This is a genomic window from Cupriavidus sp. a3 (assembly GCF_051015765.1).
Lineage (GTDB): Bacteria > Pseudomonadota > Gammaproteobacteria > Burkholderiales > Burkholderiaceae > Cupriavidus > Cupriavidus oxalaticus_A.
In genome coordinates, this window is the sequence record NZ_CP170643.1 from 4,402,722 (window position 1) to 4,418,733 (window position 16,012).

Genomic DNA, 16,012 nt, shown 5'->3' on the forward strand with positions numbered 1-16,012 from the left:
CCTCTCCCGCAAGCGGAAGAGGGGAGTTGCTACCTCACTGCGCGCATCAATAGCGGTAGTGATCCGCCTTGTACGGGCCTTCCTTCCTCACGCCGATATAAGCGGCCTGCTGCTCGGTCAGCTCGGTCAGCTGCGCGTTCAGCTTGCGCAGCTGCAGGCGCGCGACCTTCTCGTCCAGGTGCTTGGGCAGCGTGTAGACGCCGACCGGGTACTTGCCGCTGTCGCGTTCCTGCCAGAGCTCGATCTGGGCGATGGTCTGGTTGGCGAACGAGCTGCTCATCACGTACGACGGGTGGCCGGTGGCGCAGCCCAGGTTCACCAGGCGGCCCTTGGCCAGGATGATCAGCTTCTTCCCGTCCGGGAACTTCACGTGGTCGACCTGCGGCTTGATCTCGTCCCACTCGTACTTCTCGATCGAGGCGATGTCGATCTCGTTGTCGAAGTGGCCGATGTTGCAGACGATGGCCTGGTCCTTCATCTTGGCCATGTGCTCATGCGTAATGACGTGGTAGTTGCCGGTGCAGGTGACGAAGATATCGCCATGCTCGGCGGCGTAGTCCATGGTCACCACGCGATAGCCTTCCATCGCGGCCTGCAGCGCGCAGATCGGGTCGATCTCGGTGACCCACACCTGCGCCGACAGCGCGCGCAGCGCCTGTGCGCTGCCCTTGCCCACGTCGCCGTAGCCGGCCACGATGGCGATCTTGCCGGCGATCATCACGTCCGTGGCGCGCTTGATGCCGTCGACCAGCGATTCGCGGCAGCCGTACAGGTTGTCGAACTTGCTCTTGGTGACGGAGTCGTTGACGTTGATCGCCGGAAAGCGCAGCTCGCCCTTCTGGGCCATCTGGTACAGGCGATGCACGCCGGTGGTGGTTTCCTCGGTCACGCCGCGGATGGCTGCCAGGTTGCGGCTGTACCAGCTCGGGTCCTTCGCCAGCTTTTCCTTGATCGCGGCGAACAGGTAGGTTTCTTCCTCGCTGCCCGGGTTGGCGATCAGCGACTGGTCCTTCTCGGCGCGCGCGCCCAGGTGCAGCAGCAGCGTGGCATCACCGCCGTCGTCGAGGATCATGTTCGGGGTGCCACCGTCGGCCCAGTCGAAGATGCGGTGCGTGAAGTCCCAGTATTCCTTCAGCGATTCGCCCTTGAAGGCGAACACCGGCGTGCCGCCCGCGGCGATGGCGGCGGCGGCGTGGTCCTGCGTCGAGAAGATGTTGCACGAGGCCCAGCGCACGTCGGCGCCCAGCGCCTGGAGCGTCTCGATCAGCACGGCGGTCTGGATCGTCATATGCAGCGAGCCGGCGATGCGCGCGCCCTTGAGCGGCTGCGCGGCGGCGAATTCGTCGCGGATCGCCATCAGGCCGGGCATTTCGGTCTCGGCAATGGCGATTTCCTTGCGGCCCCAGCCGGCCAGGTTGATATCGGCGACGAGGTAGTCTTGCTTCAGGTCGGTCACGGCGTTCATCTTTCACTCCGGTGAAGAGTGGCACGCAGGTGACGAGATCGGGAAATCGGGCGGCGGCATGGCAGCGGGCACATGCGCAGCGGGCGGATAGGTCGACTCGCCTCCGTGCGAAACCACGGATCAGCGAGCGCCGTTGAAGACAGTCCGAGCCTGGCGGATGCATGGGGTAGCACTTTTGCCTACCGCATCCGTTGCAACGCTCCTCGGAGTGGCGGTATTGTAGCGTGCCCGGCCGCCTTGCGCACCGGCCCTCCTTGATTTCCTCACAGATGATCCCAACGCCACCCCGCACCCTGACCATCGCCGGCTCCGACTCCGGCGGCGGCGCCGGCATCCAGGCCGACCTGAAGACTTTCTCCGCGCTGGGCTGCTTCGGCATGAGCGCGATCACTGCGATCACCGCGCAGAACACGCTTGGCGTGACCGGCGTGCATGCGATCCCGGCCGACATGGTGGCGGCGCAGATCGACGCGGTGGCCGGCGATATCGGCGTGGACGCGGCCAAGACCGGCATGCTGGGCACCGCCGCCATCGTCGAGGCCGTGGCCGCGGCGGCGGACCGGCATGGCATCCGCAAGCTGGTGGTGGACCCGGTGATGATCTCGACCTCGGGCGCGACGCTGTCCGACGACGCCACCACGCAGGCCATGGTGCGGCTGCTGTTCCCGCGCGCGCTGCTGGTCACGCCCAACCTGCCCGAGGCCTCCTACCTGCTGGGCCGCAGGATTGCGCGCCGCGCCGACATGGAACAGGCCGCCGCCGACCTGATCGCGATGGGCTGCCCGGCCGTGCTGCTCAAGGGCGGCCACCTGGAAGACGATGGCGCGGCCGGCATTGCCGGCGGGCTGGACGACCTGCTGATGCTCGAGGACGGCACTGTGCGCGTGTTCACGCATCCACGCGTCGATACCCGCAACCTGCACGGCACCGGCTGCACGCTGGCAGCGGCCATCGCATCGCAGCTGGCGCGTGGCGATGCGCTGGAAGATGCCGCGGGCAAGGCGCTGGACTATGTGGCGCAGGCCATCGCGGCCGGCGCGGGACTGCGGCTTGGCAGCGGCAACGGCCCGCTGAACCACGCCTTCGCGCCGCGCGCGCTGGGTTGAGCGCCAGATGCAGAGGCTCACCCATATCGATCTGCGCAGCGATCCCGACGCCGCCTTCTACCTCAAGCATGAAGTCGTCGACGTTGCATTCGCCACCGAGGCTGGCGAGCTGGTCAGCCGCGAAGGCCCCAACCGCTACCAGCCCGGCGATGCGCTGATCACCAGCCGCACCGGCGACCGCTGGTGCGTGTCGCGCGACCGCTTCGACCCCAAGTACGACGCCATCCCGCCGCTGGTGCACGGCCAGGACGGCGCCTATCGCAACAAGCCGATCCCGGTGCTGGCGCGCGAGATGCACGAGGCCTTCAGCATCGAACGCAGCGCCGGCGGCGACGTGCTGCACGGCAAGCCGGGCGACTGGCTGATGCAATACGCGCCCGGCGACTATGGCATCACCGAGCGCGCGAGGTTCGAACAGGTGTACCGGCCGCTGCAGGACTGAGCGGCCGGGTTTTTCGGGCAGGTTCAGGCAGGGATCAGTTGCCGCCGCTGGACAGCGGCACCAACTTGAACGCCGCCCGCGCCACGCACACCACGGTGCCGGCCGCATCCTTCACTTCGCCTTCGCAGAAGGCGATGCGCGCGCCGCGGCGCAGGCAGCGCGCTTCCAGCGTCAGCTCGCCGCGCGCGGCGGCAAGGAAGTGGGTCGACATGTCGATGGTGATCACGCCCGTTTCCGTGGGCGCATGCGAGCGCGCCGCCCCGCTGAGCGTGAAGTCCAGCGTCGCCATCAGCGTGCCGCCGTGCACGTCGCCGCGGCTGTTCACCAGCTGCGGGTGCGCCGGCAGGCGCGTGCGGCAGTAGCCCTCCTCGATCACCTCCGGCTGCAGGCCGAAATAGCGCATCAGCGGGACATCGATGCCGAAATAGGGCTTCTCAGGCGTGCCGGGAGCGGCGGGAATGATCTCGGGGAGCTGGGTCGACATGGTGCGCGATGCGGGATGGCTGGCGGGGAATGCTGCCCGACATCATAGCGGCGGGGTCCGCTTCGGTTCCCGCGGCTGGGCGAATGTCGCACAAATCTTGGCGACGCGATGCCCCTCACCAGGTGCGGTGTGCTCCCCTCTATCAAGGAGAGGGGAGCACACCGCCGGACACACTCTGCACGTGATCGCGCGCTCAGCCGGTCGGGAACAGGCTGACGAGATGCGCCACCGCGGCCGGCACGTCGTCGGCCTCGGTAACGGCGCGCACCACTGCGGCACTGCCGACACCCACGGCGAGCACTTCGCGCATATTCGTGGCATTGACGCCGCCGATGCCGACCAGCGACGGGATCACCGGCTGCATCAGCTTTGCATATGCGCGGAAACGGCCCATGCCTTGCGGCTGGGTCGGCATCACCTTGGTCGTGGTCGGGAAGATCGCGCCCAGCGCCAGGTAGCTCGGACGGATCGCCGCGACGCGCAGCATCTCGGCGTAACCGTGCGTGGATATGCCCAGCCGCAGCCCGGACGCACGGATCGCGTCGAGGTCGGCGTCGTCGAGGTCTTCCTGGCCGAGGTGGATGCCGTAGATGCCGCTCTGCGCGCCATTGGCGGCGTGGTAGTCGATCGCCGCCTGCCAGTGGTCGTTGATGAACAGGCGCGACGACGAGCCCTGCATGGCCCTGGCCGCGCGCGCGATCTCGGCGCGCACCGCGGCGGGATCGTCGGACTTGAAGCGCAACTGCACCGTCGGCACGTTCAGCGGCGCCAGGCGCTCGATCCATTCCGCGCTCGGCACGACCACGTACAGGCCCAGCGCGGGGCACGGCGCGAACGGCTCGACGGCCTGCTCCGGCGCCACCAGCGCGACATGGCGCACGTGCGGGAAACGCGCGAAATCCGTCGGCCAGTCGGCCGAGCCCGGCGCCCAGGCGCGCGCCAGCGCCAGCGCATCATGCGCGGGGAAATGCAGCGACAGGCTCGCCAGCAGTACCGCGACGAACGCTGCCGAATGCGGCTGGTCGCTGTCCGCGGCAACCGAGAACACCCAGGTGCCCATCGGCGAGCGCACCGTGTCGATCCACCGGCCGCCCTCGCGGTCGGTCTCGATCAGCGTGGCGCCGCTGGCGGCGACGCGCGCAATGGCTTCTTCGGTGGCTTCGCCGTCGGACAGCAGCACATCGTGCGCGCCGGGATGCTCAGGCGCGTCTTCCAGGCGCCAGGCCTGCCACGGCTTGTCGTCGATGCCGAAGGTCTCGCCATAATGCTCCAGCACTGCCGCACGCAGCGGACCGTCGCTGGGAACGTGGACGGGGCGGCGGGTCATGCGCGCTGCTCCCGCTGCTCCGCCTCCGCATGCCAGAACGGCATGCCGACCACCGGCGTGCTGGCCTGCGCCACCTCGCGCTCGGGCATCGGGCCGGCCAGGTACGCGGTGCGGCCCGCTTCCACGGCCTGCGCGAACGCGCGCGCCATGTTGACGGGGTAGGCGGCCTGCGCCACCGCGGTGTTGAGCAGCACGCCGTCGTAGCCCCACTCCAGCACCTGCGCCGCGTGCGACGGCAGGCCCAGGCCGGCATCGACGATCAGCGGCGTATCCGGCAGGCGCTCGCGCAGCACGCGCATCGCATGCGGATTCACCGCGCCCCGGCCGGTGCCGATCGGCGCGGCCCACGGCATCAGCGCCTGGCAGCCGACGTCGAGCAGCCGGCGGCACAGCACCAGGTCCTCGGTACAGTAGGGCAGCACCTTGAAGCCTTCCTTGATCAGGGTCTCGGCCACAGCGGGCAGGTTGAGCGTGTCGGGCTGCAGCGTGTAGTCGTCGCCGATCAGTTCGAGCTTGATCCACGGTGTCTCGAATACTTCGCGCGCCATCATCGCGGTGGTGATGACCTCCTGCGCGGTGAAGCAGCCGGCGGTGTTGGGCAGCACCGGCACGTTCAGCGCCTTGAGCATCTGCCAGAACGCCTGGCCGCCCTCGCCGTCGCCCACCGCGCCCTGGCGGCGCAGCGCGACGGTGATCATGGCCGGCGCGCAGGCCTGCACGGCCGCTTCAAGCGTGGCCGGCGACGGATAGCGCGCGGTGCCCAGCAGCAGGCGCGAGCCGAACGACTCGCCATACAGCACGAACGGGTCGCGCAGGGTTTCGGAAGGTTCGAATGTCATGGGGTCAGCCTCCCGTCACGGGTTGCACGAGGTCGATGCGGTCGCCGGCCGCAAGAGGGGTGTTGGCATGCGCGGCGCGCGGCACGAACTGGCCGTTGACCGCCGCGGCAAAAGGGGGCGCGATCTTCGCCACGACCACCGCATCCGCCAGTGTGGCGGATTCGGCAAGGGCGAGAGGTCGGCCGTTGAGCAGGATTTCCATGTCAGTCTTGCGTTAGTGCAGCAGCCCGGTGCGCGCGTGCAGCGTTGCGGCCGGCGCTTCCGTCACTGCCTCGATCATGCCGGGCCAGCGCAGCGCGGCAGGCACTGCATGGGCGGCAGGATCGCCCTTGAGCAACGCGCCCACGACCGCGCACGCGGCCTCGGTCACCGCCGGCGCGATCAGGAAGCCGTGGCGGTACAGGCCGTTGACGCGCACCACGCGCGCCTGCTGGTCGACGCGGATCGCCGGCAGGTGGTCGGGCCGCGTGGGGCGGCGCTGCACGTTCAGTTCCAGCACGCGCGCCTCGCCGAAAGCGGGATGCAGCGAATGCGCCGCCGACAGCAGCTCCAGCGCGGAACGCACGCTCATCGGCGAATCGTCCTCGCTTTCCAGTTCGGTCGCGCCGATCACGTACAGGTCGTTGGGCTTGGGAGCAATATAGATCGGGTAGCGCGGATGCAGCAGCCGCACCGGCCGGTGCAGCTTCACGTCGGGCGCATGCACGCGCACCACTTCGCCGCGCAGCCCGCGCAGTCCGGGCGCGCTGCCGCCGGGCTGCGACGGCCACGCCGCGCGCGCGCCCAGGCCGCGGCAATCCAGCACCACGTCGGCGCGGATGCCCAGCGCCGGCAGCGTGTCGGCTTCTACCTCGCCGGCTTCCCAGACACAATGCACGCCCTCGCTGACCGCGCACGACAGCAGCGCGCGCAGCACGCCGCGGTTGTCGAGCTGGCCCTCGCCGGCCAGCAGCAGCCCCTGCGGGAAGCGGCCCGCCAGCGCCGGCTCGACTTCGCCCACGCCCTTGCCGTCCAGCGCCCGCAGCCGCTGCGACACCAGCTCGGGCGGCGCCACCGCGCGCATGCGGCTGGTGAACAGCGACATCTCGCCGCGGTCGCGCGCATGCCAGACCACCAGCGTGCCGTCCTCCTGGAAGAACACCGGCTCCGGCAACTCGGCCAGCCACGCCCGCCACAGGTCGACGCTGGCGATGCCCAGATCGACGATGCGGCGCTCGGCGATGGCCGATTCCGCCAGCGGCGCCAGCATGGCCGCGGCCACGTAGGCGGCCGAACCCGCGCCGTCCGGCCCGGCGCGCTCCACCAGCGCCACGCGGGCGCCGCTGCGCACCAGTTGCCAGGCAGCCAGGCGGCCGGCAAGTCCGGCCCCAAGGATGGCGACGTCAAACGACTGTACTGCTGTCATGAGGGATGTTGTGCCGGCGCATGGGCATGCGGGCATGCCGCCGCGCCGGCCTCCTTGTTGTCTGTGCCGCCGCGCGGGGCGCTGCGCGGCGGCGGAACATGCGCGGGCATGGTTGCGAGGCCATGCCCGTACTGCCGTTGCCTTACGAGTAGATCTTGCTGCCCTTCTTCAGGAACTCGATCGACTTTTCTTCCATGCCCTGCTGCGCTTCCTTGGGCAGCGATGCCGCGTAGTCGCGCACTTCCTGCGTGATCTTCATCGAGCAGAACTTCGGCCCGCACATCGAGCAGAAGTGGGCGATCTTGGCGCCTTCTGCCGGCAGCGTGGCGTCGTGGTACGAACGCGCGCGTTCCGGGTCCAGGCCGAGGTTGAACTGGTCTTCCCAGCGGAACTCGAAGCGTGCCTTGGACAGCGCGTTGTCGCGCAGCTGTGCGCCCGGCCAGCCCTTGGCAAGATCCGCGGCGTGGGCAGCGATCTTGTAGGTGATGATGCCTTCGCGCACGTCTTCCTTGTCCGGCAGGCCCAGGTGCTCCTTGGGCGTGACGTAGCACAGCATGGCCGTGCCCATCCAGCCGATATTGGCCGCGCCAATGCCGCTGGTGATGTGGTCGTAGCCGGGGGCGATGTCGGTCACCAGCGGTCCAAGGGTGTAGAACGGCGCCTCGTAGCAATGCTTGAGTTCTTCGTCCATATTGGCCTGGATGCGCTGCAGCGGCACGTGGCCCGGGCCTTCGATCATCACCTGCACGTCGTGCTTCCACGCCTTGGCGGTCAGCTCGCCCAGCGTGCGCAGCTCGCCGAACTGGGCATCGTCGTTGGAGTCGGCGATGCAGCCCGGACGCAGGCCGTCGCCGAGGCTGAACGACACGTCGTACGCCTTCATGATCTCGCAGATCTCGTCGAAGTGCGTGTACAGGAAGTTTTCCTTGTGGTGCGCCAGGCACCACTTGGCCATGATCGAACCGCCACGCGAGACGATGCCGGTGACGCGGTCGGCGGTCAGCGGCACGTAGCGCAGCAGCACGCCGGCGTGGATGGTGAAATAGTCCACGCCCTGCTCGGCCTGCTCGATCAGCGTGTCGCGGAACATCTCCCAGGTCAGGTCCTCGGCGATGCCGCCGGTCTTGTCCAGCGCCTGGTAGATCGGCACCGTGCCGATGGGCACCGGCGAGTTGCGCAGGATCCACTCACGGGTTTCGTGGATGTGCTTGCCGGTCGACAGGTCCATGATGGTGTCTGCGCCCCAGCGGATCGACCACACCATCTTTTCCACTTCCTCGGCCAGCGACGAGGTCACGGCGGAGTTACCCAGGTTGCCGTTGATCTTGACGCGGAAATTGCGCCCGATCGCCATCGGCTCCAGCTCGGTGTGGTTGATGTTGGCGGGAATGATCGCGCGGCCCGAGGCGATCTCCTGGCGCACGAATTCCGGCGTGATGTCTTCCGGACGCAGCGGCAGGCCGGCGCCCAGCGCGTTGCCGGGGTGCTGGCGCAGCAGCGCCTTGTATTCGGGCTTGTCGTACAGCGCCTGCAGGTTCAGCGATTCGCGCAGCGCCACGTACTCCATTTCAGGCGTGATGATGCCCTTGCGCGCATAGTGCATCTGCGACACATTGGCACCGGCCTTGGCGCGGCGCGGGTTGGTCAGCTGGGCAAAGCGCAGGTGCGCGGTGGCCGGGTCGTTGGCGCGGTCGCGGCCGTATTCCGACGACAGGCCGGGAAGCACTTCGGTGTCGCCGCGCTCTTCGATCCACTTGGCGCGCACCGCCGGCAGGCCGGCCTTCAGGTCGATATGCACGTCCGGGTCGCTGTACGGGCCCGAGGTGTCGTACACCGGGATCGGCGGGTTGGGCATCTCGCCCTTCTCGGTGCGCGTGGAGGTCTGCAGGATCGTGCGCAGCGGCACGCGGATATCCGGGCGGCTGCCGGTCAGGTAGGTCTTGCTGGAAGCCGGGTAGGCAAATTTCTGGTCGAGGTCGCTCTCGAGCGATTCGAAGGAAGCAGCGGGGGCAGTACGGGCCATGGGTGTCGTCCTCTCTCTTGCGGGGTGGACGAAACCAGGAGCCCTGTGAGCGCTGCCGGCGGCGTGGTGGCCTGGGCGGCGAGTCCCGGAGGGACTAGAGGCTTGGTCTTGCTGAAACTTCCCACGCCGGTACTAACCGGATCGGGTTCGAAGGGACTCTCTCAGCCGCACGGCCCATCCGTACGGCACCCCTGTTTCATCCAACGGGGTGAATTTAAGCACAGAGCACCGGTGGGCGCCAGTGCCAGTTCCCCGTCGTTTGTGGTGCCACACCTGTGCGCATAGGTATCGAATCGCGCATGGTGCAGCGCAAAAACAGGCATCAAGCGGCCGAGCATGCACTCAAACGCGTGTCAGGTGCTCTACCATGCAAAGCAAACGGCAAGCATCGAACCGATCCAGGAGACCTCCCAAAATGACCGACGCCGCCACGCATCGTGTCTTCAACCAGGTGCCGGACCTTGCGCACTACAACCTCTTCGGCTGCGATCCCATCGTCCGCGCCGCGCTGGAGCGGCTTGGCGGCGGCTGGCATGCCGAGGCGCTGGGGCAGTTCGGCGCGCGGCTGGGCGAGCCGGAAGTGCAGCAATGGGCCGCCGACGCCAACCGCCATACGCCCGAGCTGCACACGCACAGCCGCACCGGCGAGCGCATCGATTCCGTGGAATTCCACCCGAGCTGGCACGCACTGCTGTCGCTGCTGCGCAGCCAGCAATTGCAGGCCCTGCCCTTCGCGCTGCCGCGCGCGGGCGTGTGGAGCGCGCGCACCGCGGGCTACTTCCTGCAGGCGCAGGTTGAGTCCGGCTCGCTGTGCCCGCCCACCATGACCCTCGCCAGCATTCCGGTGCTGCGCAAGGAAACCGCGCTGTTCGCCGAGCTGGAGCCGCGCCTGTATGCGAGCGAGCATGATGCGCGCGACCTGCCCTGGCGCGACAAGACCGCGATCATGATCGGCATGGGCATGACGGAGAAACAGGGCGGCTCGGACGTGCGCGCCAACACCACCGTGGCGCGCGCCGTGCGTGGCGAAGGCCGCGGCGCGGAATACGCGCTGACCGGGCACAAGTGGTTCTTCTCGGCGCCGATGTGCGACGCGCACCTGGTGGTGGCGCGCATGGGCGCCGAAGACGGCCCGCTGTCGTGCTTCTTCGTGCCGCGCTTCCGCGACGACGGCAGCAAGAACCCGATCCAGATCCAGCGCCTGAAGGACAAGCTCGGCAACCGCTCCAACTCCAGCAGCGAGGTCGAGTTCCGCGACGCGACCGGCATCCTGATCGGCGAGGAAGGACGCGGCATCCCCACCATCATCGAGATGGCGACCAATACGCGGCTCGACTGCGTGATCGGCAGCTCGGCCATCCTGCGCGCGGCCTTCGTGCAGGCGCTGCACCATACGCGCCACCGCAGCGCCTTCGGCCGCCTGCTGGCCGACCAGCCGCTGATGCGCAATGTGCTGGCGGACCTGGCGCTGGAATCCGAAGCGGCCTCGCTGCTGATGATGGAACTGGGCCACGCCTTCGAGCACGCCGAGGGCGACAACCCCGACCCGCTCGCCGCCGCGTGGAAGCGGGTGGTCACGCCCGCGGCCAAGTTCTGGATCTGCAAGCGCGCCATCGAGGCCACCGGCGAGGCGATGGAAGTCTGGGGCGGCAACGGCTACGTCGAAGAAAGCCCGATGGCGCGGCTGTACCGCGAAGCGCCGGTCAACTCGATCTGGGAAGGCTCGGGCAACATCATGTGCCTGGACGTGCTGCGCGCGATCCAGCGCAACCCCGACGACGGCGCGCGCCTGCTGCAGGACCTGCAGCGCCGCGCCGGCGGCCATCCAGCGGTGCGCGCCGAGCTGGCATCGCTGCAGGCGCTGCTGCGCGAAGCGCCGGAGCACCTGGAGGCCAACGCGCGCCGCTTTGCGCAGGGGCTGGTGCTGACCACGCAGGCGGCGCTGATGCTGGCGCATGCCGATGCGGAGAATGCGGAGCTGTTTGTCGCCAGCCGGCTTGGACGCCAGCATGGACGCGTGTTCGGCACGCTGGATGCGGAGGCCGAATTGCTGAAGCGCGTGGCATCGCGCGGCTTCGAAGGCTAGCCGCGCAGACCCGGCGCTTGCGTCACGCCTCCATCGACTCCAGCACGCGCAGCATCACCCGCGGCGCGTAGCGGATCAGGTCATGCGCGCGTTCGCCGATCATGATCGCGGGCGCGTTGATGTTGCCACCGACCAGCGTCGGCATGACCGAGGCATCGACCACGCGCAGCCCTTCCACGCCGCGCACGCGCAACTGCGGGTCGACCACCGCCAGCGCGTCCATGCCCATGCGGCAGGTGCCCACGGGGTGATAGATGGTGTCGGCACGTGCGCGGATCATCTCGCGCACGTCGGCATCGTCGCTGCCGTCGGCGCGCAGGTGCGCGGAGTACAGCTCGCGCCCGCCGTAGCTGGCCAGCTGCGGCTGCGCGAAGATCCGGCGCACGATGCGCACGCCGGCAACCATGTCGTCGAGGTCGCGCACATCGTTGAGGTAGCGCGGGTCGATCAGCGGCGCCTCGCGGATATCGGCCGATGCCAGCCGCACCTCGCCGCGGCTGCGCGGACGCAGCACGCATACGTGGCAGGAGTAGCCGTGGCCGAAGTTGAGCCGGCGCATGTGGTTGTCGGCCATGCCGACGACGAAATGCAGCTGCAGGTCGGGCTCGGCCAGTTCGGGGCGGCTGCGTATGAAGCCGCCGGCCTCGGCGAAGTTGCTCGACAGCATGCCGGTGCGTTCGCGCCGGTAGCGCAGCATTTCCGACAGCAGGGTCATGAAGCCGCTGAACGACACGCCGAACAACTCGGGCGCCGCCACGCGCTTGTGCAGGATGATGTCGAGATGGTCCTGCAGGTTGGCGCCCACGCCGGGCAGGTCGTGGACCACGTCGATGCCAAGCTCGCGCAGCTGCGCCGCCGGTCCCACGCCGGACACCAGCAGCAATTGCGGCGAGCCGAAGGTGCCGGCGCAAACGATCACGTCGCGCCGTGTGCGCAGAAGTTGCTGGCGGCCGTCGCGCGCGACCAGCACGCCGGCCGCATGGCGGCCCTCGAAGACGATGCGCAGGGCCTGTGTGCCGGTCAGCACCTGCAGCCGCGCGCGCCCGCCGTTGCAGGCCTTGTCGCGCGTGTTGCCGCCGTGCAGGTAGGCGCGCGCCGCGTTCCAGCGCTCGCCCGCATGCTGCGTGACCTGGTACCAGCCCACGCCCTCCTGCTCTTCGCCGTTGAAGTCATCGTTGCGCAGGTAGCCCGCCTGCTGCGCGGCCTCGATAAAGCGCTCGGCGAAGGGATTTGGCGTGCGCAGGTCCGATACATGGAGCGGGCCGCTGCCGCCATGCAGCGGATCGTCGTCGCTGCCGGCCAGGCGCTCATTGCATTCCGCACGGCGGAAATACGGCAGCACGTCGTCCCATGACCAGCCGTCGCAGCCTGCGGCGGCCCAGTCGTCGTAGTCGGCGGGCCGTCCGCGCGTGTAGATCATCGCGTTGATCGACGAGCAGCCGCCCAGGCCGCGTCCGCGCGGCTGGTAGCCCCGCCGGCCATTCAGTCCCGGCTGCGGCACGGTCTCGTAGGCATAGTTGCGTGCGCTGGCGCGCGGCAGCATGGCGGCGCACGCGGCGGGTGTGCGTACCAGCACATGGTGGTCGTGCTGGCCGGCCTCGACCAGGGCAATGGTGTCGTCCCCGCTGTCGGCCAGCCTTCCGGCCAGCGCACAGCCCGCCGATCCCGCGCCGACGATGACGTAGTCGTAGGTGGTTTCCATCTGTCTCCCCGCATGTCCGCAGGCGGCGAGAGTCAGCCGGGCCAGCGGATGGCAAGCCGTGAAATTCAGTGTAGGCGCTAGCCTGAGCGGGGGTGAAGGGTTGCGGCGTGCCGGCGTTGGTGGTCCGGGCAGGCGGTTGTCATGCCGATGGAGGAACAGGCATCAATGGCCCTGGCTGGCCTTCAAGTGATGCGCGCGGCAGCCGGCGCGCCATCCCGATGCCCCGGGGTGTTGCAACCGACTGCGCGTCTGGCCTGCGGGTCAGGACACCAGCATCGGCCGCCCGAGCATGCGCGACAGCACGGCCTCGGGCGAGTGGGTGTGGTCGGAGATCGCCTGCGGCTCAAGATAGATGGTCTGCTCCATCATCGCGCGCCCGCGCATGGCGGCGTGCAGCAACTGGTCGCTGAAGACGATCCAGGTCGAACCGGGCGGGAAGTGGAATTCCTGCTGCGGCACGTCGCGCTGGTAGTCCAGGTCGGCCTTGGCCAGGTCGTGGAGCTGCAGCATGCGGTGGTCGTATTCCGAGCGCTTGCGCTTGGTGATATGCAGCAGCTTCATCAGCGCCGCCTGTCCCGGCCACATGCCGTGTGTCTTCGGCACGAACTTCTGCGCGAAATCACCGAATGGCTCGCCCACGCGCCACACGCGCGGCGCGGCCGGGTCGATGTTATGGAACACGCGCAGCAGGCGCTTGCCCAGCATCGGGTTGGAGGGGAAGGAATCGACGTGCAGGCGGGTGTCGTCCTTGCGCCAGCTGACCGGGCGGCCGGCGATCTCGCTGGGACGCAGCGAGGTGCCGGCGCGGGTCATGTGGGGAATGTATTCGGGGAACAGCGTGCGGATCAGCGACTCGCTGTTGTCGGCATAGCGGCGGATCAGCGTGTAGAGGTCGGACAGGTCCTGCTGGGTGCCCTGCGCGCCGCGCACCGCGGTGTCGTTGGCGCGGAGGTTGATGTTCTTGGATTTGCCGTCGGAATAACGGGCGTCGAGGAAGCGTTCCTCGCCGGGTTCGAAGTGGAATCTCAGGTTGGGGAAATACAGCACCGCGCCCTGCTCCAGCTCGCGGCGAAGGGTGGCGCGTTCCTCGGGGGTGACCTGGGGGGCCCAGTTGGTGTAGGGCTGTGGGCGGATCAGGTCGAGGCTGCCTCCCGACGCGGAGCGGTTCGGCGCGGTGGCATTGGAAATGGCTGGTGCTGCGGGCATGGCAGTCCTCTGGGGACGGGACCCCCGTGAAGGAATTTTGTGGTGGTTGGGATTTTACTACCTGGATGTTTGGGTGGCGATTGGGGCGCAGGGGGCGGGGGTTTTCTGGCCTGGTGACATGCTGTTGGCTGTTTTAGCGTCTGCTGTCGCTGTTGATGACATGCTGTCGGCTGTTGAACCGCCTGCGATGATTGAACGAGCCCAGAGCTGGGCGTGGCCCCTGCTGCTCGCGTCAACGCGGGGACGCCGGCAGCAGGCGGCCTACGCCCGGCATGGGGATCGTCCAATAGTGGGTCGACGCAGCCACTATCCCAAACTCACCTGGCGTAGCAGGTTTGAGCCACCAGCCACATCGAACGGAAATCACCACCGCCCGACCCACCCACGCCGCCAAATTGATAGCCAGCCGCTCAGGCGACGCGTTTTTTGGTTACTTTTTGTCGCTCGGACAAAAAGTGACCCGCCCAGCAGGGCGGAACCAGGCGGTTCAACGGCCGACAGCATGTCATCAACGGCGACCCACCACCAAAAACAAAAAACCCCACCGTCCCTTGCGGGCCAGCGGGGCTTGCCGAAGTCAGAAGTGCAGGAGTCCAGGATCCGGACTCCGAAGACCCACTTACAGTCCAGCAGCAGCGCGCAAGGCAGCCGCCTTATCCGTAGCCTCCCAAGAGAACTCCGGCTCTTCACGCCCAAAGTGGCCGTAAGCCGCAGTCTTCTCATAAATCGGACGCAGCAGATCCAGCATCTGCACAATACCCTTCGGCCGCAGGTCAAAATGCTCCTGCACCAGTTCCGCAATCTTGGCGTCCGGAATCTTGCCGGTACCTTCGGTGTACACCGTCACATTGATCGGCCGCGCCACGCCGATGGCATAGCTCACCTGTACCTGGCACTGGCGCGCCAGCCCCGAGGCCACCACGTTCTTGGCCACATAACGCGCCGCATAGGCAGCCGAGCGATCCACCTTGGACGGGTCCTTGCCCGAAAACGCACCGCCACCGTGCGGCGAAGCGCCACCATAGGTATCGACAATGATCTTGCGCCCGGTCAGGCCGCAGTCGCCCTGCGGGCCGCCGATCACGAAACGCCCGGTCGGGTTCACCAGATACGTGGTTTCTTTCAGCATCTCGGCCGGCAGCACCGGCTTGATGATCTCTTCGATCACGGCTTCTCGGATCTGCGCCTGCGTAATATCCGGCGAATGCTGCGTCGACAGCACTACGGTATCGACGCTGTGCGGCTTGCCGTCGACATAACGCACCGTCACCTGCGACTTGGCGTCCGGACGCAGCCAGGGCAGGCGGCCGTCACGGCGCAGCAGCGACTGGCGCTCGACCAGGCGGTGCGCGTAGTAAATCGGGAACGGCATCAGCTCCGGCGTCTCATCGCAGGCGTAGCCGAACATCAGGCCCTGGTCGCCGGCCCCCTGGTTCAGGTAGTCGTCCGAGGCGCGGTCCACGCCCTGGGCGATGTCCGGCGACTGCTTGTCATAGGCCACCAGCACGGCGCAGCCCTTGTAGTCGATGCCATATTCGGTGTTGTCGTAGCCGATGCGCTTGATCGTGTCGCGCGCGATCTGGATGTAGTCGACGTTGGCGGTCGTGGTGATTTCCCCTGCCAGCACCACCAGGCCGGTGTTGCAAAGCGTCTCGGCGGCCACACGCGCATACTTGTCCTGCGCCAGGATGGCGTCGAGGACGGCGTCGGAAATCTGGTCGGCGACCTTGTCGGGATGGCCTTCGGAAACCGATTCCGAAGTAAAAAGGAAGTCGTTTGCCACGAACTTATTCTCCAGGTTGGCTATTGCGTGCCACCCGGTCGGGTTCATGGCGGCGACGCTTTAGCGGTATTTAAAACAGCCCGGTTTGAGCTGCATCGCCCCGCAAGTTGTCAGTTAACTCGGCGATACACGCTATTATACGCG

Annotated in this window: 13 protein-coding genes and 2 riboswitches; of the genes, 3 read left to right on the forward strand and 10 right to left on the reverse strand. The window is 67.8% G+C overall.

Translation table 11 applies throughout. The features are described from left to right. Positions 1 to 46: 46 nt before the first annotated feature. Positions 47 to 1,465, reverse strand: coding sequence for an adenosylhomocysteinase (ahcY, locus tag ACAD63_RS20990; RefSeq protein WP_135704245.1), 1,419 nt, complete (start codon positions 1,463 to 1,465; stop codon positions 47 to 49). Between the two features lie 118 nt (positions 1,466 to 1,583). Beyond that, positions 1,584 to 1,676, reverse strand: a riboswitch (S-adenosyl-L-homocysteine riboswitch). Positions 1,677 to 1,734: 58 nt separating this feature from the next. On the opposite strand from ahcY, the gene thiD reads away from it, so the two are divergent. Together thiD and ACAD63_RS21000 are read left to right on the forward strand one after the other, a co-directional pair. Next, a complete protein-coding gene (gene thiD, locus ACAD63_RS20995; protein WP_167884580.1) occupies positions 1,735 to 2,571 on the forward strand; it encodes a bifunctional hydroxymethylpyrimidine kinase/phosphomethylpyrimidine kinase in 837 nt (278 codons plus the stop codon). A gap of 7 nt (positions 2,572 to 2,578) precedes the next feature. Beyond that, the gene (locus ACAD63_RS21000; protein ID WP_133098169.1) at positions 2,579 to 3,013 is read left to right on the forward strand and encodes a PGDYG domain-containing protein; all 435 of its coding nucleotides are present in this window, start codon (positions 2,579 to 2,581) and stop codon (positions 3,011 to 3,013) included. A 34-nt stretch (positions 3,014 to 3,047) separates the two neighbouring features. Here ACAD63_RS21000 and ACAD63_RS21005 read toward each other — a convergent pair whose 3' ends face one another. The 6 genes from ACAD63_RS21005 to thiC all read right to left on the reverse strand — a co-directional run bounded on the left by ACAD63_RS21005 (position 3,048) and on the right by thiC (position 9,091). Next, the gene (locus ACAD63_RS21005) at positions 3,048 to 3,497 is read right to left on the reverse strand and encodes a PaaI family thioesterase (RefSeq protein WP_063241153.1); all 450 of its coding nucleotides are present in this window, start codon (positions 3,495 to 3,497) and stop codon (positions 3,048 to 3,050) included. A gap of 193 nt (positions 3,498 to 3,690) precedes the next feature. Continuing rightward, positions 3,691 to 4,824 (reverse strand): thiamine phosphate synthase, encoded by a 1,134-nt coding sequence (locus ACAD63_RS21010; RefSeq protein ID WP_133098168.1) that lies wholly within the window; start codon positions 4,822 to 4,824, stop codon positions 3,691 to 3,693. Further along, complete coding sequence (locus ACAD63_RS21015) at positions 4,821 to 5,663, reverse strand: thiazole synthase (RefSeq protein WP_133098167.1); 843 nt, start codon at positions 5,661 to 5,663, stop codon at positions 4,821 to 4,823. The genes ACAD63_RS21010 and ACAD63_RS21015 overlap by 4 nt, the downstream gene beginning before the upstream one ends. A 4-nt stretch (positions 5,664 to 5,667) precedes the next feature. Continuing rightward, positions 5,668 to 5,865 carry a sulfur carrier protein ThiS gene (gene thiS / locus ACAD63_RS21020; protein ID WP_029047356.1) on the reverse strand — a complete coding sequence of 66 codons (198 nt, stop codon included), beginning with the start codon at positions 5,863 to 5,865 and terminating at the stop codon, positions 5,668 to 5,670. A 12-nt stretch (positions 5,866 to 5,877) separates the two neighbouring features. Then, complete coding sequence (locus ACAD63_RS21025; RefSeq protein ID WP_133098166.1) at positions 5,878 to 7,068, reverse strand: FAD-dependent oxidoreductase; 1,191 nt, start codon at positions 7,066 to 7,068, stop codon at positions 5,878 to 5,880. 142 nt (positions 7,069 to 7,210) lie between these two features. Continuing rightward, a complete protein-coding gene (gene thiC, locus ACAD63_RS21030) occupies positions 7,211 to 9,091 on the reverse strand; it encodes a phosphomethylpyrimidine synthase ThiC (protein ID WP_133098165.1) in 1,881 nt (626 codons plus the stop codon). Between the two features lie 101 nt (positions 9,092 to 9,192). Next, positions 9,193 to 9,294, reverse strand: a riboswitch (TPP riboswitch). A 212-nt stretch (positions 9,295 to 9,506) separates the two neighbouring features. Between thiC and ACAD63_RS21035 the strand changes: the two genes are divergently transcribed. Further along, positions 9,507 to 11,177, forward strand: a complete 1,671-nt coding sequence (locus ACAD63_RS21035) for an acyl-CoA dehydrogenase family protein (RefSeq protein WP_434033225.1) — start codon at positions 9,507 to 9,509, stop codon at positions 11,175 to 11,177. 22 nt (positions 11,178 to 11,199) lie between these two features. Here ACAD63_RS21035 and ACAD63_RS21040 read toward each other — a convergent pair whose 3' ends face one another. From ACAD63_RS21040 to metK, 3 genes are all read right to left on the reverse strand, one after another. Further along, positions 11,200 to 12,879, reverse strand: coding sequence for a GMC family oxidoreductase (locus tag ACAD63_RS21040; protein WP_135704239.1), 1,680 nt, complete (start codon positions 12,877 to 12,879; stop codon positions 11,200 to 11,202). Between the two features lie 261 nt (positions 12,880 to 13,140). Continuing rightward, positions 13,141 to 14,085 (reverse strand): Kdo hydroxylase family protein, encoded by a 945-nt coding sequence (locus ACAD63_RS21045; RefSeq protein WP_135704237.1) that lies wholly within the window; start codon positions 14,083 to 14,085, stop codon positions 13,141 to 13,143. Positions 14,086 to 14,704: 619 nt separating this feature from the next. Continuing rightward, positions 14,705 to 15,868 carry a methionine adenosyltransferase gene (gene metK, locus ACAD63_RS21050; RefSeq protein WP_133098160.1) on the reverse strand — a complete coding sequence of 388 codons (1,164 nt, stop codon included), beginning with the start codon at positions 15,866 to 15,868 and terminating at the stop codon, positions 14,705 to 14,707. Between the last annotated feature and the right edge of the window lie 144 nt (positions 15,869 to 16,012).